This is a genomic window from Aminobacter sp. UC22_36 (assembly GCF_044056035.1).
Lineage (GTDB): Bacteria > Pseudomonadota > Alphaproteobacteria > Rhizobiales > Rhizobiaceae > Aminobacter.
This window is the reverse complement of record NZ_CP171996.1, coordinates 2547686-2571053: the sequence shown is the minus strand read 5'-3', so window position 1 is coordinate 2571053 and position 23368 is coordinate 2547686. Positions and strand designations below refer to the sequence as shown.

The 23368-nt window shown below is 61.2% G+C and carries 23 protein-coding genes and 2 pseudogenes; 8 read left to right on the top strand and 17 right to left on the bottom strand.

Going from position 1 to position 23368, the window contains the following annotated elements; genetic code table 11:
* Positions 1 to 38: 38 nt before the first annotated feature.
* Positions 39 to 968 (top strand): response regulator transcription factor, encoded by a 930-nt coding sequence (locus ACHMW7_RS15775; RefSeq protein ID WP_395451111.1) that lies wholly within the window; start codon positions 39 to 41, stop codon positions 966 to 968.
* Here ACHMW7_RS15775 and ACHMW7_RS15770 read toward each other — a convergent pair.
* The 3 genes from ACHMW7_RS15770 to dusA form a co-directional block, all read right to left on the bottom strand.
* Positions 953 to 2155, bottom strand: coding sequence for a sensor histidine kinase (locus ACHMW7_RS15770; protein ID WP_395451110.1), 1203 nt, complete (start codon positions 2153 to 2155; stop codon positions 953 to 955). The two genes, ACHMW7_RS15775 and ACHMW7_RS15770, sit on opposite strands and share 16 nt — an antisense overlap.
* Positions 2152 to 4791 carry an ATP-binding protein gene (locus ACHMW7_RS15765; protein ID WP_395451109.1) on the bottom strand — a complete coding sequence of 880 codons (2640 nt, stop codon included), beginning with the start codon at positions 4789 to 4791 and terminating at the stop codon, positions 2152 to 2154. The genes ACHMW7_RS15770 and ACHMW7_RS15765 overlap by 4 nt, the downstream gene beginning before the upstream one ends.
* 289 nt (positions 4792 to 5080) lie before the next feature.
* Positions 5081 to 6097 carry a tRNA dihydrouridine(20/20a) synthase DusA gene (gene dusA / locus ACHMW7_RS15760; protein ID WP_395451340.1) on the bottom strand — a complete coding sequence of 339 codons (1017 nt, stop codon included), beginning with the start codon at positions 6095 to 6097 and terminating at the stop codon, positions 5081 to 5083.
* Positions 6098 to 6218: 121 nt separating this feature from the next.
* Between dusA and ACHMW7_RS15755 the strand changes: the two genes are divergently transcribed.
* A complete protein-coding gene (locus ACHMW7_RS15755) occupies positions 6219 to 7406 on the top strand; it encodes a tyrosine-type recombinase/integrase (protein WP_395451108.1) in 1188 nt (395 codons plus the stop codon).
* Positions 7407 to 7511: 105 nt separating this feature from the next.
* Here ACHMW7_RS15755 and ACHMW7_RS15750 read toward each other — a convergent pair whose 3' ends face one another.
* On the bottom strand, positions 7512 to 7700 hold the full coding sequence (locus ACHMW7_RS15750; RefSeq protein WP_395451107.1) for a hypothetical protein: 189 nt from the start codon (positions 7698 to 7700) through the stop codon (positions 7512 to 7514).
* Between ACHMW7_RS15750 and ACHMW7_RS15745 the strand changes: the two genes are divergently transcribed.
* On the top strand, positions 7669 to 8463 hold the full coding sequence (locus tag ACHMW7_RS15745; RefSeq protein ID WP_395451106.1) for an SOS response-associated peptidase: 795 nt from the start codon (positions 7669 to 7671) through the stop codon (positions 8461 to 8463). The two genes, ACHMW7_RS15750 and ACHMW7_RS15745, sit on opposite strands and share 32 nt — an antisense overlap.
* A gap of 11 nt (positions 8464 to 8474) precedes the next feature.
* Positions 8475 to 8744 carry a hypothetical protein gene (locus ACHMW7_RS15740; protein ID WP_395451105.1) on the top strand — a complete coding sequence of 90 codons (270 nt, stop codon included), beginning with the start codon at positions 8475 to 8477 and terminating at the stop codon, positions 8742 to 8744.
* Between the two features lie 29 nt (positions 8745 to 8773).
* Here ACHMW7_RS15740 and ACHMW7_RS15735 read toward each other — a convergent pair whose 3' ends face one another.
* On the bottom strand, positions 8774 to 9100 hold the full coding sequence (locus ACHMW7_RS15735; RefSeq protein ID WP_395451104.1) for a hypothetical protein: 327 nt from the start codon (positions 9098 to 9100) through the stop codon (positions 8774 to 8776).
* Between the two features lie 390 nt (positions 9101 to 9490).
* Between ACHMW7_RS15735 and ACHMW7_RS15730 the strand changes: the two genes are divergently transcribed.
* Positions 9491 to 10159: an outer membrane protein gene (locus tag ACHMW7_RS15730; protein ID WP_395451103.1), complete on the top strand. Its 669-nt coding sequence runs from the start codon at positions 9491 to 9493 to the stop codon at positions 10157 to 10159.
* Between the two features lie 244 nt (positions 10160 to 10403).
* Here the strand turns inward: ACHMW7_RS15730 and ACHMW7_RS15725 are convergent, their stop codons facing one another.
* Positions 10404 to 10652 carry a hypothetical protein gene (locus tag ACHMW7_RS15725; RefSeq protein ID WP_395451102.1) on the bottom strand — a complete coding sequence of 83 codons (249 nt, stop codon included), beginning with the start codon at positions 10650 to 10652 and terminating at the stop codon, positions 10404 to 10406.
* A 195-nt stretch (positions 10653 to 10847) separates the two neighbouring features.
* Here ACHMW7_RS15725 and ACHMW7_RS15720 point away from each other — a divergent pair, with 195 nt between their 5' ends.
* The 3 genes and pseudogenes from ACHMW7_RS15720 to ACHMW7_RS15710 form a co-directional block, all read left to right on the top strand.
* Positions 10848 to 11537, top strand: a complete 690-nt coding sequence (locus ACHMW7_RS15720; protein ID WP_395451101.1) for an outer membrane protein — start codon at positions 10848 to 10850, stop codon at positions 11535 to 11537.
* 178 nt (positions 11538 to 11715) lie between these two features.
* A complete protein-coding gene (locus ACHMW7_RS15715) occupies positions 11716 to 11967 on the top strand; it encodes a hypothetical protein (protein WP_395451100.1) in 252 nt (83 codons plus the stop codon).
* Positions 11964 to 12095: pseudogene (locus tag ACHMW7_RS15710) on the top strand (pyocin activator PrtN family protein); the annotation flags it as partial. The gene ACHMW7_RS15715 and the pseudogene ACHMW7_RS15710, both read left to right, overlap by 4 nt.
* Positions 12096 to 12111: 16 nt before the next feature.
* On the opposite strand, the gene ACHMW7_RS15705 reads toward ACHMW7_RS15710, so the two are convergent.
* From ACHMW7_RS15705 to ACHMW7_RS15655, 11 genes and pseudogenes are all read right to left on the bottom strand, one after another.
* Entirely contained in the window at positions 12112 to 12585 is a 474-nt protein-coding gene (locus ACHMW7_RS15705; protein ID WP_395451099.1) for a YbaN family protein, read from the bottom strand.
* 29 nt (positions 12586 to 12614) lie between these two features.
* The gene (locus ACHMW7_RS15700) at positions 12615 to 13214 is read right to left on the bottom strand and encodes a biliverdin-producing heme oxygenase (RefSeq protein ID WP_395451098.1); all 600 of its coding nucleotides are present in this window, start codon (positions 13212 to 13214) and stop codon (positions 12615 to 12617) included.
* 45 nt (positions 13215 to 13259) lie between these two features.
* The gene (locus tag ACHMW7_RS15695; RefSeq protein WP_395451097.1) at positions 13260 to 15269 is read right to left on the bottom strand and encodes a TonB-dependent receptor domain-containing protein; all 2010 of its coding nucleotides are present in this window, start codon (positions 15267 to 15269) and stop codon (positions 13260 to 13262) included.
* A gap of 37 nt (positions 15270 to 15306) precedes the next feature.
* Positions 15307 to 15609, bottom strand: a pseudogene (locus tag ACHMW7_RS15690) (secretin and TonB N-terminal domain-containing protein); the annotation flags it as partial.
* A 322-nt stretch (positions 15610 to 15931) separates the two neighbouring features.
* The gene (locus ACHMW7_RS15685; protein WP_395451096.1) at positions 15932 to 16954 is read right to left on the bottom strand and encodes a FecR family protein; all 1023 of its coding nucleotides are present in this window, start codon (positions 16952 to 16954) and stop codon (positions 15932 to 15934) included.
* Positions 16955 to 17025: 71 nt separating this feature from the next.
* Positions 17026 to 17532, bottom strand: coding sequence for a sigma-70 family RNA polymerase sigma factor (locus ACHMW7_RS15680; RefSeq protein WP_395451095.1), 507 nt, complete (start codon positions 17530 to 17532; stop codon positions 17026 to 17028).
* 172 nt (positions 17533 to 17704) lie between these two features.
* Complete coding sequence (locus tag ACHMW7_RS15675) at positions 17705 to 18847, bottom strand: L-lactate dehydrogenase (RefSeq protein ID WP_395451094.1); 1143 nt, start codon at positions 18845 to 18847, stop codon at positions 17705 to 17707.
* A gap of 119 nt (positions 18848 to 18966) precedes the next feature.
* On the bottom strand, positions 18967 to 19320 hold the full coding sequence (locus ACHMW7_RS15670) for a VOC family protein (protein ID WP_395451093.1): 354 nt from the start codon (positions 19318 to 19320) through the stop codon (positions 18967 to 18969).
* A 66-nt stretch (positions 19321 to 19386) separates the two neighbouring features.
* Positions 19387 to 20184: an FAD binding domain-containing protein gene (locus tag ACHMW7_RS15665; protein ID WP_395451092.1), complete on the bottom strand. Its 798-nt coding sequence runs from the start codon at positions 20182 to 20184 to the stop codon at positions 19387 to 19389.
* A gap of 12 nt (positions 20185 to 20196) precedes the next feature.
* A complete protein-coding gene (locus tag ACHMW7_RS15660) occupies positions 20197 to 22548 on the bottom strand; it encodes a xanthine dehydrogenase family protein molybdopterin-binding subunit (RefSeq protein ID WP_395451091.1) in 2352 nt (783 codons plus the stop codon).
* A gap of 125 nt (positions 22549 to 22673) precedes the next feature.
* Positions 22674 to 23174, bottom strand: a complete 501-nt coding sequence (locus ACHMW7_RS15655; RefSeq protein ID WP_395451090.1) for a (2Fe-2S)-binding protein — start codon at positions 23172 to 23174, stop codon at positions 22674 to 22676.
* Between the last annotated feature and the right edge of the window lie 194 nt (positions 23175 to 23368).

The following is a 23368-nucleotide window of genomic DNA, read 5'->3' as shown; positions in this document are numbered from 1 at the left end:
ATCGGAAACCAGCCCACTATGTAATTTTTTGTAACCAAATGGCTTGTGTCAGCGCCCGCCAAACGCAACAACCCCGATATTTTAGATATAACTTTCAAATTGTTAGACAGAAACACCGGCAGGTGGCAGCTGCCAGCCGGCGCCCGCGCGCTTACGAGCAGTGCCGGTTGCGGCCAATGGCCATCTTCCCTTCTCGACCGCGCCCACGAATTGCGATTATCGTAGCAACCATGTCAGTTGCCGACCCAAGATCACGCATTCTCATTGTCGACGACGATCGTCTGCTGTGCAGCTTTCTCGAAAAATTCCTGGCAAGCGAAGGTTACGTCATGGCGAGTGCCCATGACGGGCGCTCGATGCGTCGTGCCCTCGCCGACGAACCGTTTGATCTGGTCATTCTGGACCTGGGTTTTCCCGCTGGTGAGGACGGCGTCACCCTGGCGCGCAACCTGCGCTCCCAATACGACCTGCCCCTGATCGTGCTGTCAGGCAAAAACAGCACGATCGACAAAGTTGTCTGTCTCGAATTGGGGGCGGACGACTACATCACCAAGCCTTTTGAGCCGCGTGAGCTTCTGGCGCGGGTACGAACGGTCATGCGGCGCTTCGCCAAGCGCATCAACCTGCCCGAACCAGCGGCGACGGATCGCCCCAACGCGGTATGTTTCGACGGATGGCAGCTGGATCCAACCCGCTACAAGCTATCGTCGCCCAATGGCGAGAACGTGCGGCTGACAAGCCAGGAATTCCAGATCCTGTCGGCGCTTGTCGAACGGCGCGGACGCATCCTGTCGCGCGAGCAGATCCTGGATATCGTCGCCAACCGCAATTGGACACCCTATGACCGCAGCATCGATGTGCTGATCGGCAAGATACGCCGCAAGCTGCGCGACAATGCCCGCGATACGCAGTTCATCAAGACCATTCGCGGCGTCGGCTACATGTTTGCCGCTCAGGGCCGCGACTGAGGCGCGCGCGGCAGATACATATTGATCCGTGTGCCTTCGTCGAGTTTGCTGGAAATGCCGAGGCGGCCGCCTGACTGCCGCACGAAACCATCAACCATCGGCAACCCCAGGCCGCTGCCCTTGCCGGCAGGCTTGGTGCTGAACAGCGGCTCCAGTGCCCGTCGGCGCACGGCCACCGGCATGCCATGCCCTGTGTCGATGACCGACAGCACCACATACTGTCCCGGCAACAGGCCTGATGCGACACGGGCATCGTCCGGCCTGACGACAAAATTGCAAGCTTCGAACCGAAGTTTACCGCCGTCCGGCATCGCATCGCGCGCGTTGAACGCAAGATTGAGCAAGCTGGTTTCGAGCTGCGCAGGATGAACCTCGACTTCATGCAGATCGTCCGCCAACTGGAGCGTAATGCTGACCTTGTCATCCAGGGTACGGCGCAAGACGCGCATCAGATCGGGCAGCGCTTGGTGCAAACTGACCAGGACAGTGCCGCCACCTTCCTGACGGCCGAAGTTGAGCAGACGTGCCGTCAATTCGGTTCCCGCCTTGATCGCCTCCAGTGCGTCATCGACCATCTGCGCCTGCTGCGGCGCGCCCTGCACATGTTCCTGAAGCCAGCGCAAATTGCCGAGCAGGACAGCCAGAATGTTGTTGAAGTCATGCGCGATGCCGCCGGTCAGCTGCGCCATCGCCTCGATGCGCTGCATCTGCCCGAGCCGCTCGGCGACAAGGCGTTTCTCCTCCATCAGGCGTGTGCGCTCAAAGCAGCGCTCCAGCGTCGCCAGCAGGTCGGCACTGTAGAACGGCTTGCACAGATAGTCGTAGGCACCCGCCTGCAACGCCTCCACCGCCGTCTCGACGGAGGCATAAGCCGTAACCATCAGGCAGACGAGATCGGGGCTTTGCTGGCGAAACGCCCGAACCAGATCGACACCATTGCCCACGCCCAACCGCACATCGACAAGGGCAACCGCCGGCTGGTGTGTGGCCAATGCGGCCTGGGCCGACAAGGGATCATGCGCGACGATCGCCTGATAACCTTCAAGGTCGAGAAGTCCTGCAAGGCTCGCGGCAAAATCCTCGTCGTCATCGACGATGAGGACGCGCTTCTTCTCAGCCAGCTCAGTGCCGTGCGGGATGACATCGTCGCCGATGAAGTCGATCTGCAAGTCGGTCTGGTCGGTCATGACGATCCTGCGCCGGCCCGTGGCAACACGATTGAAACACGCGTGCCTTGGCCTTGCTCGCTATCGATCAGCACCGAGCCGCCATGCTGTTCGACGATGCGCTTGACGAGCGGCATACCCAGCCCAACGCCAAACGCCTTGGTGCTGAACAGCGGTTCGAACACCCTGGCCGCAGTCTCGCGCGACATGCCGGCACCATTGTCGGCGACGCAGATGATGGCATTGCCGTCCTCGCAGCGCGTGGAAACGACAATTGCCGTGTCATCCGCCGTGTGCCCCTCGCAGGCCTGAAGCGCGTTCGCCAGCACATTGGAGAACGCCTGCCGCAACCGTTCTCCGTCAGCGGAAATCTTGCATCCGGCCGCAAGTTCGAGCTGAATAGGCCGCGCGGCATCCTGCTCGGCGACATGTTGCGCCACCCAGCGGTCGATGGCGATCGGCGTGACCACCAAGGCGTGCTTGCGCGAAAAATCGAGCAGGTCCTCGATGATGCGCACGCAGCGCCAGGCGTTCCGCTGCAGGCGCTGCAGCTCGCCATGCACAGGTTCTTCGGCGTTCTTCAACGAGCGCCGCAACACGTCGGCCGATGTCACCAGCGTGCCCAGCGGATTGCGCAGCTCGTGACTGACGGTTGCGGTGATCTGGCCGATGGCGGCCAGGCGTTCGTTGCTCGCCAGATCCTGCTGGGTCTGGCGCAGCTTTTCCAGCGAGGCGACGAGATCGCGCTCGGCGAGCTCGCGGCTCTCCTGCGACAGCACGATCCACCAGGCGCCGATGCCGAGAAGCGGCAACAACGCCAGGAAAACGCGCAGCAGCAGCGGCCCGCTGGCCAGATGGGGTTGTTCCGACCCTGGTTCGATCAATCGGTAGGTGAGCAGAAACACACCGCCTGATATCACCGCCAGGGTAAACAGCACGCCCGCCACCTTGAGCAGGCGCTGGCCCATGTGAGGTGCGATCTTGTCGCGTATGTGCGGCAACGCTCGGCCAAAATACCGCGAACGTGAAGTCTCCAGCACCCCGACCGGCGACTTGCATACGTCGTGGCAATGCGAATCCAGGCTGCAGCACAACGAGCAGATCGGCTGTTCGTAGAAGGTACAATGCACCATGTCCGAGCGCTCGTAAGTGACGCCGCAGATGGCGCACAGATTGGCGTCCGGGACGGTGGCCGGCAGATCGACCGGCTGGCGGGCCAGATAGTAACGGCCCTTGGTCGCGACACCGATTGCCACGGCACTGGCAAGCGCAGTGACAAAGGCGATCGGCGCGGAATAGGCTTGGGCCATGACACCGAAAATGCCGGAAAAGCACAGCAAGGCAACGAAAGACGCCAACGCCATCGAACCGCAGCCGACGGGATTGAAATTGTAGAGATAGGCGCGCTTGAACTCGGGGAATGCAGGGCTGACCCGCAGCGGTTTCAAGATGGCCAGGTCGGCAAAGATCGAGCCGATCCAGGCAGCGGCGATGATCGAATAGACCGCCAGCACCAGCTCGAGTGTCTGGAAGATACCGAGCAGCATCAACAGCAGCGAGATCAGGATATTGAACACCAGCCAGACCACCCGCCCCGGGTGATAGTGGGTGACGCGCGAGAAGAAATTGGACCACGCCAGCGACCCGGCATAGGCGTTGGTGACATTGATTTTGACCTGCGAAATCAGCACGAAGATTGCCGCGAGGGCGAGCACGACACGCGGGTCGGCGCTGACATACTCGTAGGCGATGATGTACATGTGGATGGGTTCGAGGGCTGTCGAGCGCGACAGGCCGGCCTGGATCGCCAGCACGGCCAAGAGGCTGCCGCAGAGGATCTTGAAGCCCCCGACGACGATCCAGCCCGGGCCGGCGGCAATCACCGCCGCCCACCAGCGAAAGCGGTTGTCACGCGTCTTGTCGGGCAGAAAGCGCAGATAGTCGACCTGTTCGCCGATCTGGATGGACAGCGCGCACAAGACGCCAATGGCCGAGCCGAAAGCGAGGAAGTTGAACCCCTCGCCGCCGATGTCGCTGCCGACAAACGCCGCCCACTCGTCGAGCGTGTCGGGATGGGCAAACAGGATGTAGGCGAACGGTGCCAGATGCATGGCGATCCAGATCGGCTGGGTCAGCAGTTGCAGCTTGCTGATCAGCGTCACCCCCATGAAGGTGATGGGGATGATGACAATCGACGAGATGACATAGCCAAGCACCAGCGGCACATCTGCGAACAGATTGAGCGCTTGCGCCATGATCACCCCTTCAAGGGCGAAGAAGATGAACGTGAAGGTGGCGTAGATCAGCGAGGTGATGGTGGAGCCGACATAGCCAAAGCCGGCACCTCGCGTCAAAAGGTCCATGTCGATGTTGTGGCGGCTGGAATAGTAGGCGATCGGCAGGCTTGTCAGGAAAATGAACAGACATGTCACGAGGATCGCCGGAAAAGCGTTGGCGAAGCCGTAGCTGAGCGTGATCGCGCCGCCGATGGCCTCCAGAGCCAGAAACGAGATGCCACCGAGCGCGGTGTTGGCAATCACGAAGGGCGACCAGCGGCGAAACGACCGCGCCGCATAGCGCAGCGAGTAATCTTCCAGCGTCTCGTTGGCGATCCACGAATGATAGGATCGCAAGGCTGGCAGTTGCGGCGTTTCCATCAAACGCCGTCCTCATGCGCGATGGCCCGCCCCAGCAATCGGCACATGAAGTCGCCTCCTCGAAATGCTCCCCGTCAAATGATCACATAAACCAGGTGGCGAGGCCAGCCCGCCACGCCCCCATGAGAGCCGATGCATCAGTGGAAAGGCAGCCGAACAGCGGTCTTGATGAGCATGCTTTCGGCATCAGTTTCAGTGACCTGGAAACCGGGTTCGACGGCAGCTGTAATGCGACGTGTCCGCGGAAAATGAGGGGCCGACGACCAGTGCAGCGAGCCTTCCGGCGACTCTACGCCGCTTCGCTGCGGCTGCTCAGGTCGACAGCAGCGAATGCGTCACGCAGCACCTGCGGCCCGGCACCAGGCTTGTTGGCATCGGTCGACAATATCTGGCGGAAGCGCCTGGCGCCGGCAAGTCCGTGGAAAAGCCCGACCATGTGGCGGCTGACATGGCCGAGGCGGCCACCGGCGGCGATATGCCTGCCGGCATAGTCGGCCATGACCTCGATCAGCGCGGCGAAATCAAAATCTTGCGCCGGTAGGTCCTGCAACATCGCATCGACGCCGCTGAGAACGCCAGGCGTGTGGTAGGCGGCGCGTCCGAGCATCACACCGTCGACATGCTGGAGATGCGCACGCGTTTCCTCGAGCGTCAGGATGCCACCGTTGATGCCGATAAACCGTTCGGGCATCCGGGCCTTCAGGCGATAGACGCGGCCGTAGTCGAGCGGCGGGATGTCGCGGTTTTCCTTGGGGCTCAGCCCTGCGAGCCAGGCCTTGCGCGCATGCACCCACAGCGCATCGGCGCCGGCTGCGAACACGCCATCGGCCAATGTGTCGAGTGCCGGCTCGGGATCCTGGTCATCGACGCCGATGCGGCACTTCACCGTGACGGGAATCTGGACCGCACCTTTCATCGCCGCGACGCCTTCGGCGACGAGATCGGGCGTCTTCATCAGGCAAGCGCCAAAGGTCCCCGACTGCACGCGGTCCGAGGGACAGCCGACATTGAGGTTGATCTCGTCATAGCCGAACGCCTCGCCGATGCGTGCCGCCTCGGCAAGCTTGACCGGATCCGACCCGCCGAGCTGCAGCGCCACCGGATGCTCGGAAACGTCGAAACCGAGCAGCCGTTCACGAGCGCCATGGATGACAGCATCGGCAACCACCATCTCGGTATAGAGCAGCGCCTTGCGCGTCATCTGGCGGTGGAAGAACCGGCAGTGCCGATCCGTCCAATCCATCATTGGCGCGACAGAGACCTTAAATCTATTGTAATCGTTACTTTTTTTCTCGTATTCGGTCATTCTGGACGCTGTCATGTTGTGCACATTTCCGGCGGATTTCCGGAGGTTTGGTAGCATTCCGTTGCCCCGGTACAACATTGTTGTACCTCTGCCACCCAAGTTGTACCGCAGGGGCCGGCGCATGGGGACGATCAACGAACGCAAGCGCAAGGACGGGACGTCCGCCTATCTAGCGCAGATCGTCATCAAGCGCGATGGCAAGATTGTTCACCGGGACAACAGGACATTCGACCGGCGCCAAGCGGCAGCGGCGTGGCTGGAAAAGCGCGAAACGGAACTGGCCAAGCCGGGTGCCCTTGAGCAGATCAAGGCCGGCGACCCCACCTTGGACAAGGTCATCGATCGCTACATCGAAGAGTCCGAAAAGGAAATCGGCAAGACCAAGGCCCAGGTGCTGAGAGCGATCAAGGAATTTCCCATCGCCAAAATGCATTGCTCCCAGATTGGCAGGGCCGAAATCGTCGAGTTTGCCCAGGAGAAGCTTGCGACGGGTGTCGAGCCGCAGACGGTAGGCAACTACCTGTCTCATCTGGGCGCGATCTTCTCAATCGCACGGCCTGCATGGAAATATCCGCTAGTTCCGCAGGGCATGGCCGATGCGTGGATAGTGCTCAAGAAGCTGGGCACAGTGCGCAAGTCGCGCGAACGCGACCAGCGCCCGACCATCGAGCAGCTCGAAGCGTTGATGGCTCATTTTGGCGATCGCCAGGCGCGCCGCAGCACTGCCATACCGATGCAGAAGATCGTCATCTTTGCACTCTTCTCCACCCGGCGGCAGGAACAGATCGTCAGGATCAGATGGGACGATCTCGACATCCCTGGCAAACGCATCCTCGTGCGCGACATGAAAAACCCCGGGGAGAAGACTGGCAACGACGTCTGGTGCGACCTGCCACAAGAGGGCCTTGACGTTGCGCTTTCGATGCCGCGGCTAGCCGATGAGATATTCCCCTACACCACCGATGCCATCGGAGCGGCCTTCACACGCGCGTGCCAGCTGCTTGGCTTCAGCTCGAGCGACGGCCCCGCCGCGATGAACCTTCGCTTTCATGACCTTCGGCACGAGGGCATATCGCGGCTGTTTGAGATGGGGCAGAGCATTCCGCATGTTGCAGCTGTCAGCGGCCATCGGTCATGGCAAAGCCTGAAGCGCTATACCCACCTTCGCCAGGTCGGCGACAAGTATGCGGCATGGTCATGGGTCGCGCATGCGGCCCAGCCGATAGCGGACTTGGAGATCACCAGGAAGGGAACACTACCGCGTCGTCGCCGCTCGCAGCGGGCATTTGCGGCTGACGGGAACACTTGAGTTCTTGAACCTCTCGTAGTCTTTCTGCCATGTTCCCGGTCGCACGCCGATAGCGGGCGGCGAAGCCGTGGGACCATAACAACTAAAGTTGCAACCGGCACGACGTCAAACATCACGACGAGGCAGCAACCCAAGATCGCGCCCGCGGTATTCGATGGTTTTGCCGGTGATCTTCTGCAGCACCGCATCTAGCCTCGAAACATGCTCATCCAAGAGCGAATAGGTCTCGTTGAACGGCTTCAAGGTGATGAAGCACTTCAGCATGGCTTGGCGCAGCGGGATCGCAGCCAGCACGATCGCCTCGATCTCGCTGTCATCCTCGCAAGATGAACTGCGCGCGCTGACCAAGGCGCTCGACGACATCGCAGGCAACCTTGAACCATCGATCGACGTCTATCCCGGTCGCAACGGGCCTGTGGTGCGCAACTTCGAAGGCCGACGCCAGATGGCCATGCTCAACTGGGGCATGCCCACGGCTTCAAACGTGCAGTTCCAGGCGACCAAGGCCCGGGCGGCAAAGCTCGAGGCGAAAGGCCAGACGGTCGACTTCAAGGCTCTGCTGGAAAAGGAGCCCGACCAGGGCGTCACCAACATTCGACGGACCGACAGCAAGCACTGGGCACCCTATCTCGGTGTCGAAAACCGTTGCGTGGTGCCGTTCACTAGCTTCGCCGAGCCGAGCCCGGTCGAAGGCGACAAGGACCCCCTCACCGGCCGGCATCGCAATTTCTGGTTTGCGCTCAACGAAAGCCAGCCGCTTGCCGTTTTCGCGGGTTTGTGGACGCCTTGGCGCGGTGCCTGGACCATTCGTGACGGCGTGCTCGACTGGGAAGTCTATGCGTTCCTGACAACCAGCCCGAACGTTGTCGTCGCCCCGATCCACGAAAAGGCAATGCCCGTCATCCTGACGACGCAAGCCGAGATTGAAACATGGCTCACCGCGCCCTGGTCAGAGGCGAGCAAGCTGCAGCGTCCGCTGCCTGACGATATGCTGACGACCGTAGACCTCCCACCGAGCCAGCTCGTTTCAACTCAACCCCAGGCGTCGTTGATCTAGGAGATCCCTCGATGTCGAGCACCGGTAACATCCTCCCACAGCCGAAGATGCCGAAGCTGATCGTCGTCGCCGCGTTCAACCGCGACGACGAAGGCGACCTGAAACCTGCGTTCGATCCTCGCCAGATGCAGAGCGAGGATGCAGCCAGGCGCTTAGCCAAGACGATCGAGAGCGAGCATGCTGGTGTTATCGCATGGTCGCGAGAGGCCAACCCCGCCATTGGCGAGTACGGCGAGCCGACGGTCCTCTACCAGGCTGGTGAAGTGCCCGACATGGAATGACTTCTTGCATCGCGTTGGCGACTTCCAGGCTATTTGAATAGCTTCACGATTGCCGAGGCGACGGTGCTGTCGTCATTTTGATCGACCTCGGCGCTATCGTCGTCGCTGTCACCGTCATCGCTGTTATTGGCATCACCGTCGTCGTGGTCGTTGGTGTCGCCATCATTGCTGTCGCCGTCGTCGCTATCGCCATCATTCGCTTCTGAGCCGCCGTCATCGTCGGCCATTGCAACTGTGGCAGCTAGCTTGGGCAGGCCCCCATCGAACGACAGATGAAAGGGCGTAATTGTCAGTGCCAGCGCGGCCGAGGCGCGCAGCATGAGCAGGCTAACGTGGAGGAGTGACTTTGAACGCATTCGGGTTTCCCTTTTGAAAGGCACCGATTGAGGGACGGGCAAGTACCGCCAAGAGAGGAATAGAGAGTCGCTAATATACGTCAACGTGCATTGTCCCTGTCGCCATGATCGGGGCAAGTCGTAGTTAAGCGATTCCTAAAGGGCGGGGAGACAATCCTAGCGGGTTCCGGACGCGTCACCTTACTAGACTCAGGGAGACCTGCCGCAACCGGCGGGAAACAGCAGGCCTGCGGCTTGGAATGCAGCTGAAGGCGAATCGAAAAAAATCCCCGAGCGCAATCCGCGACAATTCGAGTGCTCTCCAGCCCAAGACAGGAGCGTTGGACAATGCAACACGGGGGCTCGAAAGCACCGCCTGGATGCGCGGGGATATTGGGGAGCACAGCATAGATGAAAACGATGGTTGTGGCGGCAGCGCTCATCATTTGGGGCTCGGGTCAGGCGCTCGCCGCCGATGTGGCCGCAAGCGAGATTGCACCGGCCGGCTTTGTCTGGAGCGGTGGCTATGTCGGCCTGCAGGCAGGATACGGCTGGGGCGATACACGATTTGATGACGATGCGTATCGCCCAAGTCAGCCGATGGACATTGGTGGCCTCACCGCTGGCGTGACAATTGGCTACAACTATCAGTTCCACCCAAACTGGGTTGCGGGTGTTGAGGCCGACTTTTCGTGGTCGGGTATAGACGGACGTGAGGCGGATATAGGTGGCAGCTGGGGTTGCGACGACGCGTGTTCAACAGAGATTGAGTGGTACGGCACTGCCCGCGTCAGGCTGGGGTACGCAATCGACCGGCTGCTCGTGTTCGGTACTGGCGGCTTGGCAGTCGGACGGGTGCATGGTGAACTCGAAGGCGCCGGCCCAGTGTGGGACAACGAGCATACCAACGTCGGATGGGCCGCTGGTGCTGGCGTCGAATATGCGTTCACTCAGAACTGGACTGCCAAGTTGGAGTATATGCACATTGACCTAGGATGGACGGATCGCACCGGTCCTGCGGAATTCACTACGGATGCAGATTTCGATGCTCTCCGGTTCGGCATAAACTACAAGTTCTGATCCTTCCGGACAAAGACAAGGAGCCCGGGTCATCGCGCCGGGCTTTTTGTTCATGCCAAACTCAGAAAAACCCCGCGACCGCAGTTTCTGGCTCCCGAGCCACAGGAACTCACTGCAGATGAGGGCGCGCGACAAGCTCATGTCGATGATGTTGGACGCCCTTGGCGACAATTAGGGGTCATCCCGCAGAAACAAAAAGAAGCCCCCGCCAGCTGTTGCCTTCGGGGGCGTATGCTAGAAATTCTTACGGCGAGAGCGTTACCCCAGTCACCTTGGTAGCATCGTCATCGGCGGTTGAAATCGAGACCTTTGCGCCAATAGCAACTTCCGGGGGAATCGCCACATCTGGGGGCACAGTGAAGCTCTTGCCGTCCTCCAGCGTGATCACTTTCGTCTCCTTGATGTATTCCTTGACCACGCCGTCGACGGAAGCGGCCCAGGCTGCACCGCTCATGAGAGCAGCGGCACCGAGTGCAATAATGAGTTTCCTCACGATCGTTCTCCTTAGTTGCGCCCCCGGCACTACCAACGCTTTCCCTTGCGCATGGTTGCAAAGCCCCGCAGACTCAAAAAGCTGTTGCATTTTGGCAACTCTACTTTGCGAATTCTAAGAGGCTGGACAAGAGTCCGTATGAACTTCTCGGCCACATGTTACTTGCTGCTGGGGATTCAATTTCGGAGAACTGCTGTGAATAAGTTGTTTCTAACGAACGTGTTCTTGCTCGGCCTGTCCGGCATCGCTTCGGCGGCCGATGCGGTCGCGCTTGAGCCATCCCCTGAAATCTTGCCGGCAGGGTTCGTCTGGACTGGCGGTTACATCGGTCTTCAGGCGGGTTATGGCTGGGGCGATGGCAACTTGTCGTCTGATGGCGGCGTGGCTGTTGCACCTGCGGATATCGATGGGTGGTTGGGTGGTGTCTATGCCGGATACAATCACCAACTGGCCAACAATATCGTGGTAGGCGTTGACGCCGATATTGCATGGTCTGGCATTGATGGCCTTGGCCAAGCAGTCGTCTTAGGCTTTCCAGTTCCAGGTGGTGGGGTCGACTATGAGCTGAACTGGACTGGCGCGGTGCGTGCCAAGCTCGGATATGCCGTGGATCGGTTCTTACCTTACATCGCCGGTGGCGTGGCATTTGCCGGAGCGGACGCAACGATTGTCGCCGGTGGGACGCCAATTCAGGAATTCAGCGACACCCTCGTCGGATGGACGGTTGGTGTGGGTGTTGAATATGCCTTCACCGACAACCTTCTGGCACGGGCTGAGTATAGATACACGGACTATGGTGATTTGGACTTCACCAACGCGGGACTCACAGGCCGCTTTGGCTTCAAGACGAACGATGTCCGGGTCGGTCTGGCATACAAGTTCTGAGCAGCAGGCATCCCAGTTGCAAACCCCGGCCTTGCGCCGGGGTTTTTGTTTGCACACACGCAAAAAGGCCCCGCCACCTTTCGGCAGCGGGGCTCCTGGGAGGTTCAGTGGCGCCAGCATAGCATGATCCCGGCGTCGGGAGAATGATCAGGGCGGCGGCCCGCGCGGGCTGAACACCATGGGTGCCCGCGATGCCATCGCCCGCCTGCGGCGAATGCAGGCTCTCGAACCAGCGTCGCGCGAGATGCTGTCGCGCCGCGATGCCCGAATGATCGCCGACGCTCCACCGCGGGACTATGTCGAGGATGCTCCGCAGCCTTTCGCGGCGCAGCCTATGTTCGGGCTCTGCGAGACGATCCTGATCGGCGGTATGATTGTCAGCCTCGGAGCGGTGCTCATCTGGCATATCGTGAGGTTGCTATGGCCATGAACACTGTATTTCTCCTGATGGCTCAATACAGCGGAAAGGCGATCGTGCCGGTCGACGATGTCTGTCGCGACTACTTCAGCCACCTGACCCCGACCATGCTGATACGCAAAATCAGTGCGGGCGAGCTGTTCCACCAACAGGCACTCAAACATCTTCGTTCTGCCTGGCCGTCGGGCGCGCCTCATCGGGGGCTTCGGCATCGCCGGCGGCATCATTCCGTTCCGGTCGCGTGGTGACATAGATGGCCGCCACCGCGACAAATGCGGCGACCACGACAGCCAGCGATGGCTCGGGCTTTGCGCCAACGAAAAACAGGCCATAGCCCGAAGCCATGCCCAGGCAGGCCAGGATCTTCGCCTTGCGCGGCACGGCACCATATTGCCGCCAGGCCCGCAAGGTCGGACCGAAGCTGGCATGATTGAGCATCCAGGCCTCGATGCGCGGCGACGAACGCCCGAAACACCAAGCCGCCAGGATCAGGAAGATCGTCGTTGGCATGACAGGCAGGAATGCGCCGGCGTTATCAAGGACAAGCATCAGGGTGCCGAGCACGATGAGCCCGACGCGTTTCGCCTTGAATGCCGCCTTGCCGGCGCCACGGTGAAGCAAAGGCTTCATTCAGCCAAGCATGTCCTTGAAGCCTGTGGTCATCCGAAAACCTCCTTGACCAGCCCGTACACGCGGCGGAATGCGGCCTCCGCCCCGGCAACGGCACGATCTTCCTCGTCATCGCTCAGTTGCAGCGCATCGAGCGCTGCCGTGAACGTACGCCAGTGCAGGCCGCGCCCTTCTGGTGCCGCCGCAAGATGCCGCGCGCCGAAGGTTTCGGAAAGCCCCAGCTTTGCCGCCTCCTTCAAAAGAAAGGCGGCACCGAGGTTCGAGCCTTCCGCGACATAAAGCCAGCCAAGTGCGGTCGGAGTATCGGCATCGGTTTCAAGGGCGGGCGCTGATGCGTTCACCGGCAGTTGCAGTCCGAGATCGGCGATATCTCGCGCAATCAGCCCCAGACGCCGCCGGCCGTCGAGATCGGGCAACATGCCGTCCAGGACAGGGCTCGCATACAGCGCATCGATGTCGCGATGAAAGCTGTATTGCACCTGGAGGAAAAGCCCGTATCGCTGCCGGTCCTCGAACGGCCGCCCGGCCATGATCGACGCATCGAGCCGTTCATGGGTGGTATTGGTGCGCGCCTTCAGGCGTTTGGCGCGGCTGGCCTCGACAGGCTTTTCGAGTTCGATGGCGGTCATGATATTCTCTCTGCAAACGGGCAGTCAAAAGGCTGCTTGATCAAATCAGAACTTGGCCGTCAGGCTGGCTCGGAAGGTTCTGCCGGGAGCCGGCACCGCACTTGTTGCAATCGGATCGAGGTAATAGCGGTCGGTGATGTTTTCCGCGCTGAAATCGAGGGTTGCGGTGTCATTGATCTTGTAGCTGCCGAACAGGTCGACAATCGCAGCCGCCGGCCAGTAGGTCGCCGCATTGATGCCACCCTTGCCGATCGACGAGCGGCCAAAACGTTCTCCAAAGAAATAGACCCGCCCACCAAGCGACAGCCGTTCCTCGAACAGACGCACGCCCGCGGTGACGGTGCCCGAATATTTTGGTGGAATGGTCACGACGCCATAGTCGTCAGCGCCGACAGAGCCGTTGCAGACGCCACGATTGCAGAAATTGATGTCGGCATAACTGGTGAGCGCCCCTTCGACATAGGCGACGCCGGCATCGTAGCTGACCGACAGCTCATAACCCTGGAACTCGGCCTGTTCGATGTTAGACCAGGTATACGAGCCCGAGCGTGTCCGGCCGCGGAGGATGTAGTCGTCGTAATTGTTGTCGAACCACACCGCCTTGAGGCGCAGGCTATCGCCTGACGTCAGCACGTCGTCGCGCATGACATTGATGCCGAACTCGACGTTCTTCGACACTTCCGGCCGCAAGTCAGGATTGGGGATGACGCCGGGCAATGGCGAGGAGGTTTCGCGCAGGCTGGGCGGGCGCCAACCCTCGACATAGGAGCCGAACAATTGCAGGCCATCGAACGGCGTCACGGTAACGCTTGCCTGCGGGTTGAGGCGCGCGCCCTCCTTGTCAGGGTAGCGGCTGATGGCGATGCCTTTGCCGGTCGCCTCGTAATAGTCGTAGCGCAGGCCACCGGCGAAGGTCAGCCAGTCATTGACCTCGAGTTTGGTTTCGTTGAAGCCACTCAGCATCAAGCGGTTGCCATTCGGGTTGTTGCCAACCGGCATTGGATTTTCCGGGTCGCCCGGGTTCCAGAACAACTGCTTTTCACGCGCCTGTTCGTGCACGAACTCGACGCCGTTCTTGACGGTGAACTGGCCAATCGCCGAATCGATGATCGAGACGTTGGACGCATCACCGCCATAGGTGGTCGCTGTGTTCTTGCCATCGGAAAGCGGATTCCAGGTCAGCTTGCCGGCAACGCCACTTTGCGAGCGCACGTCGGAGAACCAGAGGTTCGAGGTGAAATCGATGTAGCCGCCGTCTTCGAGGCTGTACTTGTAGGTCGAGGTGAAGGTGTTGGTCTTGGTAGTGCTAAGCTTGTTCTGGGTCGGCACCCAGTAAAGATAATCAATATCGGTCTCCAGGTTTTCGCCGTAGTCGTTCTGGTAGTAGATGTAGCCCAGCGTCAGGGAGTGACCGTCGCCCCAGCTCAGCTTGCCCTTGGTCAAGAACGAGGTGACGTCCTGTGAGGTGTTGGCCACCTCCGTGCCCGGGCGGAACGGTGACAGCGGCATCTCGAACGGCGGCCTGAATGCCATGCTGTCGTTGAGATAGCTTGCCTTGCCCTTGGTGCCGGCAAGATAATTGCCGGCCTTGCGCTTCGAGAAGGCAGCCACGAACTCGTAATTGTCCTTGATAACGCCGGCCGCAACGCTGCCCGACCAGGCGTCGCCATTGAAGAAATCCGGTCCGTCGCCACGCAGCCTGGTCGAACCCGCATCAAGCGGGCTCATGGTATTGCTGCCCAGGCTCGTCTTGATGCGTGCGCCATACACCTGGCCATCGGTGACGATGTCGCGCGCGGTGATCGTGCGCATGTTGACCACGCCGCCCATGGCGCCGACGCCACCGGCACCGCCGGACGGGCCCTTGGAAACATCGATGCCACCGATGAAGTCGGGGTCGACATAGGTCTCGTTGCGGCTGCCGCGGTAGCCGCGATAGGAATTGTTGGTCTGGCGCGTGCCATCGACCATGACGTTGACGCGGTTCTGCCCCTGCAGACCACGGATGTTGACGTCGACCGACGCACCGACACCGGTTGCCTGCTGCCATAACACCTGGCGTCGAGCGGAACATGTCGCCAACCGAGGTCGGTGGCGTCCGCGAAATCTGCTCTGCTGAAATGTGGCTCGTCGAACCAGGTGTTTCGAACGGCCTTTCGGCGGCACTGCCACCGCCCGTCACGCTGATGACATCAAGCACCAGCGCCCCATCAGCAGGCGGTATCGCGTGAGCACTGGAGACACGATCGGAGATGACCATGGTTTGCCCGTCAACCCGATACGAAAGCCCGCTGCCGGCAAGCAGCCGCGCGGCGGCCTCGGTGATTGTCAGAGCCCCAGAAACGCCAGGTGATGACAGTCCGCGAACCGCGGCCGCATCGACAGAAACCTGCATGCCGGACTGCTGGCCGAACTGCGTCAGCGCGCCGGCAAGCGACTGCGCCTTTATCTCAAAGGTCTTTTGCTGGGCCGTGCCGGCCTCTTGCGCCAGGGCAGCACGGGTCATGCCGATGCCCGCCAATGCTGTTCCCACCATCAACGCGGCAACAAATGCCCCGCCAAACCTGCCACCCGTCGCCTTGCGCATGCCGCACCCTTTGTCCCAAGCGTGAGGGCCCGACCGACGGTCGAACTCCCCTCTCACCACAAGGACGAAGCAGCCCCACGGATTTTCAGACAAAAGCACTCATGTTTATGAAAAAAGCTTCAGGCAAGGCCTACCAGCTCGATACGACCGCCAGCCATGGGCTTATCTGGCGCACTTGAGCGCCATGTGCCGCGGCCACCGCAGTCAGTGCGCCGATCGGTTCGTTGAGGTTGTAAACACCGGTAATCCGCTGACCGGCAATCGCAGAATCCGCCAGCACGATCTTGCCCGGGTAATATCTGCCGATCGCGTCCACCACTTCACCGACGGAGCGGTCCTTGACGACAAGCATCCCGCTTCGCCACCCGCCCGCAAGATCAGGTGCGTCCTTGCCACGCTCGACCTTGCCGGCGCGGCTGACATGAACCCAATCGCCCGCTTCGAGCGGCCCACCCAACTCTTCGGCGGCATTGGAAGAGGCAACGGCAACACGTCCTTGATTGACCGCGACCGAGGTACCTTCGGCCATCATCCGTACATCGAACGCGGTGCCCAGAACCGTGGTATCGACGTCGCCTGCGTCGACCCGAAACGGCCGGCCAGCATCCGGCTCAACCTCGAAATAGGCCTCTCCCGAAAGCAGCCGGACACTGCGCGACGCCTGATCGAACGCGACATCGATAGCGCTGTCGGCACCAAGATAGGCGACGCTGCCGTCGTCGAGCCGGATCTCGCGGGTCTGGGCGACGCCGGTGGTGTAATCAGCGCGAAGCCAGATGTTGATGTCGGGCTGAAACAGCACAGCCACGCAAATCGCGGCCGCACCAATTACCGACGTGGTGATGTAGCCGGTGCCCCAGCTTCGACGAGCTCGCCGGGGTGCCGATACGATTGGCTGGACTGAGCCGCGACGGCTGGTGTGGGCTTCATGCGCCTCGCCCAGCACGTTCCAGACATGGCGCGCCTCGCTCCATGCCTTCACATTGTCATCGCTGCGCGCAAGCCACGCCTCGAACGCCGCCGCCACGTCTGCGTCATCGGGCTTGTCTTCAAGCGCGATCAGCCAGTGCAGCGCCTCTTCGGTCGGCTTCGCTTTGTCGGCTCCCGGTTTAATCAGACTGTCTCCCAAGGAAGCTGCCAACGTCGATGTCATGAGAGTTCAAACCAGGCTCCCTGTAACAAGACGTTTGACGAGATGCATTTTTCACAGACTGACAGCAATGATCACGAACCATCGAACAACCGCCTCCGGCAATGATCGAGCCCCTGGAAGACAAGGGCATGGGCAAGCCCGACCGAGATACCGAGATGCGCGGCAATGTCCTTCAGCTTGAACCCGTCGAACCTGTGCATTTCAAGGGCGATGCGGGTGCGCTCCGGCAGTTCGGCCATCGCATCCAGGACGATGCGCAACTCGTCGCGATGGGCGAGAACATCCTCCTGCGACGGGCAGTCTTCCGCGACACCCTCGACATCCCTGGTATCAGTGACATGCCTGCCCTCGAGGGAGCGGCGGCGTATCCAGTCGATCGCAAGGTTGCGGATGATGCGGCGGAGATAGCCGACCGGCTCGTCCAATGTGCGCCCGGCGGCAGCCGCATCGAGGCGCAGAAACGCCTCCTGCACGACGTCTTCGCCGCGCGCGCGATCGCCGACGATCGCCGTCGCGTAGTCGACGAGCTCGATACGATGCGCGATGTAGAGGCTCAGGCTCTTTTCCGAATAGCCCACTCAAATGACCCTGCCGGCCATCCCCAGAGAACGGCGCCGGTTTGGATTTTCCAGATATGCGTGAGATGGCTTCGGGCTACTCGACCATGACCCATATTTGAATTGACGGCCACGCTCAAGCCCTGGGCTTGAGCGACGCGTTTGCAAGCTCCAATGGCGGCTTGGCGACGGTTCAGCGCCGCGCGATGATGCGGCTGTCGACGTCGTTGATGTCACGCAGGCCGCAGAAGGCCATGGTGATGTCGAGCTCCTTGCGGATGATGTCGAGGCAAGCGGTCACCCCCGCCTCCCCGCCGGCGCCGAGGCCGTAGAGGAACGAGCGGCCGATGAACACACCCTTGGCGCCGAGCGCCACGGCCTTGAGCACGTCCTGGCCGGAGCGGATACCGCCATCCATCAGCACTTCGATGCGGTCGCCGACGGCATCGACAATCGCCGGCAGCGCCGAGATCGAAGAGACAGCACCGTCGAGCTGGCGGCCGCCATGGTTGGAGACGATCAGCGCGTCCGCGCCGCTTGCCGCTGCCTTCTCCGCATCCTCTGGATCGAGAATGCCCTTGAGGATCAGCTTGCCGCCCCACTGATCCTTGATCCACTTGACGTCGTCCCAGCTCAGCGCCGGGTCGAACTGTTCGGCTGTCCATGACGACAGCGAGCGCAGGTCGGTGACGCCCTTGGCGTGGCCGGCGATGTTGCGGAAGGTGCGCCGGTTGGTGCGCAGCATGTTGAGGCACCAGCGCGGCTTGGTCGCCAGGTTGATGATGTTAGGGATCGTCATGCGCGGCGGCGTCGACAGGCCGTTGACGACGTCCTTGTGGCGCTGGCCGAGAATCTGCAGGTCGAGCGTCAGCACCAGTGCCGAGCATTTCGCCGCCTTGGCGCGCTGGATCAGCCGCGATACGAAATCGCGGTCCTTCATGACATAGAGCTGGAACCAGAATGGCTTGCTGGTGTTTTCGGCGATGTCCTCGATCGAGCAGATGCTCATCGTCGACAGCGTGAACGGAATGCCTGCCTTCTCGGCGGCACGCGCGCCATGGATCTCCCCGTCGGCATGCTGCATGCCGGTGAGCCCGGTTGGTGCGATCGCCACCGGCATCGACACCTTCTCGCCGGCCATCGTGGTCTCGAGCGTGCGGTTGCGCAGGTCGACGGCGACGCGCTGGCGCAGCTTGATCGGCACGAAGTCGCTTTCGTTCTCGCGATAGGTGCTCTCGGTCCAGGAACCGGAATCGCAATAGTCGTAGAACATGCGCGGCACCCGGCGCTTGGCGATGGCTCGAAGATCGGCGATCGAGGTAATCGGACGCGCCATTCCACTATGCTCCCGGATGCTGATGAGTTGCGACAGGCCGGCGGCATGTAAGCCACCTTCGTGACCAATGCCAAGGGCCGACCGGCAAGATGTCTATCCGGAAATCGCAGACTTTCGTTCTATGTCGCGTGTTCGAGGATGTTGATGATGTTGCCGAACGGGTCGCGGACGAAAAACCGCCTGACACCCCAGGGTTCGTCGGCAAGATCGTAGACGATCTCATGGCGCGCAGCCTTCACCCTGCGATAAAGCTCATCGACATCGTCGACCTCGATCGAAAGCACCGGTACCGGTGTACCCGATCCACCCTCGCTGGCAACGCCGAGTTGCGGTGTCATCGCACCACCGGTGCCGAAGGTCAGGATCCAGCCATGATCCATGAGAATATCGAGCCCAAGCAATTCGCCGTAGAACGCTTGTGCCGCCCTCGGGTCGGCGGCGTGAAGATTGGCGACGATGCGACGAACGGCCATGTCTTGTTCCTTTCTGACATCAAAAGGGGCCCGGAGGCCCCTTTGGCACTTTGCGTTTGTTCACGGTCAGGCGTTGGCGGCGGCAACCGCGCGCTTGGCCATCACCACCACCAGATTGGCGCGATATTCCGGCGTGGCGTGGATGTCGCCCATCAGGTTCTTCGATGGTACCGACACGCCTTCCAGCGCTGCAGGCTCGAACTTCTTGGTCAGCGCGGCTTCGATTTCCTTGGAGCGGAACACGCCGTCGTCGCCCGCCCCTGTGACTGCCGCGCGCACGCCATCCTTGCCCTTGGCCACGAACACGCCGGTCATGGCGTAACGTGACGCCGGGTTCGGAAACTTGGCGTATCCTGATTTGGCCGGCGCGGTGAAGGTGACCGCGGTGACAATCTCGTCGTCCTTGAGGGTGGTTTCGAACAGCCCCTTGAAGAACTTGTCGGCGGCGATCTGGCGCTTGTTGGTGACGATGGTCGCCCCCAGCGCCAGCAACGCCGAGGGGTAGTCGGCCGCCGGATCGTTGTTGGCGACCGAACCGCCGATGGTGCCGCGATGGCGCACCGCCGGATCGCCGATATGGCCGGCGAGATGCGACAACGCCGGACAGACCTTCTTCAGCTTCTCGTCATTGGCAACGTCGAAATGTGTCGTTGCGGCACCGATGGTGACGGTCTTGCCCGAGACCTTGACGCCCTTGAGATCGGGTATGTGCGTCAGGTCGACGACGTCGGAAGGTGCCGCAAGCCGGGTCTTCATGGCCGGGATCAGCGTCATGCCGCCGGCGAGGTACTTGGCGTCGCCGGCCTTGATCTTCTTGACGGCGTCCGCGACCGAGGCAGCGCGATGATAATTGACGGAATACATATTGCATCCTCCTCAGTGTTTCGTGCCGGCGCGCAGCGCTGCCCAGACCTTCTGGGGCGTTGCAGGCATGGTCAGGTTGTCGTGGCCAAGCGCGTCGGTGATGGCGTTGATGACCGCCGGTGGCGAACCGATGGCACCGGCCTCGCCGCAGCCCTTGATGCCGAGCGGATTGCCAGGACAAGGCGTGTTCGACGTCGATATCTGGAACGACGGCAGGTCGTCAGCGCGCGGCATGGTGTAGTCCATATAGCTCGCCGTCAGAAGCTGGCCTGAGCCGTCATAGACGGCACCTTCCAGCAACGCCTGGCCGACGCCTTGGGCGATGCCGCCATGCACCTGTCCCTCGACGATCATCGGATTGATGATGTTGCCGAAGTCGTCGGCGGCGACAAACTGGATGATGTCCGTCTTGCCCGTTTCGGGATCGATCTCGACTTCGCAGATGTAGCAGCCAGCCGGGAAGGTGAAGTTCGATGGATCGTAGAACGCCGTCTCCTTCAGGCCAGGTTCCATGCCTTGTGGCAGGTTGTGGGCGGTATAGGCCGCAAGCGCCATCTGGAACCACGGCACGTTCTTGTCGGTACCGGCGACCTTGAGCTGGCCGTTCTCGATGACGATGTCGCCCTCGTCAGCCTCGAGCAGGTGGGCGGCGATTTTCTTGGCCTTGGCTTCGACCTTGTCGAGCGCCTTGACGATAGCCGACATGCCGACGGCACCGGAGCGCGAGCCGTATGTGCCCATGCCCATCTGCACCTTGTCGGTGTCACCGTGGACGATGGAAACGCTGTCGAGCGGCACGCCGAAGCGCGAATTCACGAGCTGGGCGAAGGTCGTCTCATGTCCCTGGCCATGGCTGTGCGAACCGGTCAGCACCTCGATGGTGCCGACAGCATTGACCCGCACCTCAGCCGACTCCCACAGGCCGACGCCAGCGCCGAGCGAACCCACCGCTGCCGACGGCGCGATGCCGCAGGCCTCGATGTAGCAGCTCATGCCGATGCCGCGCTTTTTGCCCTTCTTGGCTGCTGCGGCCTTGCGCTTGGCGAAACCGGCATAGTCGGCCTGCTTCATCGCCGCATCGAGCGAGGCTGCATAGTCACCGGCGTCGTAGCACATGATGACTGGCGTCTGATGCGGGAACTGGGTGATGAAGTTGGTCCGCCGCAGTTCGGCGGGCGAGACGCCGAGTTCGCGGGCTGCGATCTCCATCGTGCGTTCAAGCACGAAGGTTGCCTCAGGGCGCCCGGCTCCGCGATAGGCATCGACCGGGGCGGTGTTGGTGTAGACGGTGCGCACATTGCCGTAGATCGCCGGGATATTGTACTGGCCCGACAACAGCGTGGCGTAGAGATAGGTCGGCGTCGCCGAGGAAAACAGCGACATGTAGGCGCCGAGATTGGCGATGGTGTCGACCTTCAGCCCGACGATCTTGTTGTTCTTGTCAAAACCCATTTCGACCGTGGTGTGGTGGTCGCGGCCATGCGCGTCGGTCAGGAAGCTCTCGGTGCGGTCGGCCACCCATTTGACCGGCACGCCGGTCCGCTTCGAGGCCCACAGGCAGACGATTTCCTCGGGATAGATGTAGATTTTTGAGCCGAAGCCGCCGCCGACATCAGGGGCGATGACGCGCAGCTTGTTTTCTGGCGCAACATTGTAGAACGCGCTCATCACCAGCCGCGCGACATGCGGGTTCTGCGAGGTGGTCCAGCAGGTGTAGTGATCCTCGGCCTTGTCGTAGTGGCCAAGTGCTGCGCGCGGTTCCATCGCATTCGGCACCAGCCTGTTGTTGACGATGTTGAGGCGCGTGACGTGAGCTGCGGATTTGAGCGCTGCGTCGGTCGCGGCGGCATCACCGATACCCCAGTCGAAGATCAAATTGCCATCGGCTTCGGGATGCAGTTGCGGCGCGCCCTTGCCCAAGGCCTCGACCGCATCGGCGACCGACTTGCGTTCCTTGTAGGTGATCTCGACCGCTTCCGCCGCGTCGCGCGCCTGGCCCTTGGTATCGGCCACAACGACGACGACGGCATCGCCGACATAGCGCACCCGGTCGACCGCCAGCGGCGACCAGGCGCCCATCTTCATTGGCGAACCGTCCTTGGAATGGATCATCCAGCCACAGATGAGATTGCCGATGCCGTCGGCCTTCAATTGCCTGCCGGTGAGCACGCCGATGACACCAGGCATCGCTTCCGCTTTCTTGGTGTCGATCTTCTTGATGTCGGCATGCGCATGCGGACTGCGCACGAAGGTCGCGTGTTTCATGCCCGGCACGACCATGTCGTCGACATAGCGTCCGGCACCGGTGATGAATTTCTTGTCTTCCTTGCGCGCAACTCGCGCGCCAATACCTTCGATTCCCATCTGAGTTCCTCCCGAACCTGAAAAAGCGAATAGCGAGTAGTGAGTAGCGAATGGAGGAAGAGGTGACGGCGGCAGCGGGCAAAGCCCCCTACTCGCTATTCACTATTCCCTATTCGCTCGTTGTCTCACGCCGCCTTTTTCGCCTTGCTCCTGGACGCCTTCGACATCGTTTTCGACGCAGCGAGGATGGCCTTGACGATGTTGTGGTAACCCGTGCAGCGGCAGATATTGCCTTCGAGTTCCGCGCGCACGGTGGCTTCGTCGAGCCCTTCGGGGTGACGACGGATCATGTCGGTGGCGGTCATGATCATGCCCGGTGTGCAGAAGCCGCACTGCAGGCCATGATGTTCCTTGAATGCCGCCTGCACCGGGTGCAGGTCGGCGCCGTTTGCGAGGCCTTCAATCGTGGTGATGGTCGAACCCGAGGCTTGTGCCGCGAGCATGGAGCAGGACTTCATCGCCTTGCCGTCGACGTGGACGACGCAGGCGCCACATTGCGACGTGTCGCAACCGACATGCGTACCGGTAAGTCCCAAATGCTCACGCAGGAAATGAACGAGAAGCGTGCGGTCCTCCACCGCGCCACTGACCTTTCGGCCGTTCACGACCAAAGATACCTCCGACATGAAACCTCCCATGTTGCCGCGACCGGCCAGGCAGACCCCGACCAGTCAGGTGCGCAAATCCTATCCTTGCAAATAGCGGCTGCAAGCGACTTTTTGGATCCAGACACGCAATGCGTGCAGGCCAGTGCAGAAAATGAAGGTCGATGCCGCCCTTTTGACTTGGCACCAACTTCCCACACTCAGCATCGACGAGC

Bases quoted from the DNA above. Each gene is read 5' to 3' on its own strand.
- ACHMW7_RS15765 (WP_395451109.1), bottom strand. From the start codon at position 4,791: ATGGAAACGCCGCAACTGCCAGCCTTGCGATCCTATCATTCGTGGATC.
- ACHMW7_RS15740 (WP_395451105.1), top strand. From the start codon at position 8,475: ATGTCGAGCACCGGTAACATCCTCCCACAGCCGAAGATGCCGAAGCTG.
- ACHMW7_RS15755 (WP_395451108.1), top strand. From the start codon at position 6,219: ATGGGGACGATCAACGAACGCAAGCGCAAGGACGGGACGTCCGCCTAT.
- ACHMW7_RS15715 (WP_395451100.1), top strand. From the start codon at position 11,716: ATGGGTGCCCGCGATGCCATCGCCCGCCTGCGGCGAATGCAGGCTCTC.
- ACHMW7_RS15705 (WP_395451099.1), bottom strand. From the start codon at position 12,585: ATGAAGCCTTTGCTTCACCGTGGCGCCGGCAAGGCGGCATTCAAGGCG.
- ACHMW7_RS15745 (WP_395451106.1), top strand. From the start codon at position 7,669: ATGGCTTGGCGCAGCGGGATCGCAGCCAGCACGATCGCCTCGATCTCG.
- ACHMW7_RS15655 (WP_395451090.1), bottom strand. From the start codon at position 23,174: ATGTCGGAGGTATCTTTGGTCGTGAACGGCCGAAAGGTCAGTGGCGCG.
- ACHMW7_RS15685 (WP_395451096.1), bottom strand. From the start codon at position 16,954: ATGACATCGACGTTGGCAGCTTCCTTGGGAGACAGTCTGATTAAACCG.
- ACHMW7_RS15700 (WP_395451098.1), bottom strand. From the start codon at position 13,214: ATGACCGCCATCGAACTCGAAAAGCCTGTCGAGGCCAGCCGCGCCAAA.
- ACHMW7_RS15775 (WP_395451111.1), top strand. From the start codon at position 39: ATGGCTTGTGTCAGCGCCCGCCAAACGCAACAACCCCGATATTTTAGA.
- ACHMW7_RS15730 (WP_395451103.1), top strand. From the start codon at position 9,491: ATGAAAACGATGGTTGTGGCGGCAGCGCTCATCATTTGGGGCTCGGGT.
- ACHMW7_RS15670 (WP_395451093.1), bottom strand. From the start codon at position 19,320: ATGGCCGTTCGTCGCATCGTCGCCAATCTTCACGCCGCCGACCCGAGG.
- ACHMW7_RS15665 (WP_395451092.1), bottom strand. From the start codon at position 20,184: ATGTATTCCGTCAATTATCATCGCGCTGCCTCGGTCGCGGACGCCGTC.
- ACHMW7_RS15660 (WP_395451091.1), bottom strand. From the start codon at position 22,548: ATGGGAATCGAAGGTATTGGCGCGCGAGTTGCGCGCAAGGAAGACAAG.
- ACHMW7_RS15735 (WP_395451104.1), bottom strand. From the start codon at position 9,100: ATGCGTTCAAAGTCACTCCTCCACGTTAGCCTGCTCATGCTGCGCGCC.
- ACHMW7_RS15770 (WP_395451110.1), bottom strand. From the start codon at position 2,155: ATGACCGACCAGACCGACTTGCAGATCGACTTCATCGGCGACGATGTC.
- ACHMW7_RS15675 (WP_395451094.1), bottom strand. From the start codon at position 18,847: ATGGCGCGTCCGATTACCTCGATCGCCGATCTTCGAGCCATCGCCAAG.
- dusA (WP_395451340.1), bottom strand. From the start codon at position 6,097: ATGACCGAATACGAGAAAAAAAGTAACGATTACAATAGATTTAAGGTC.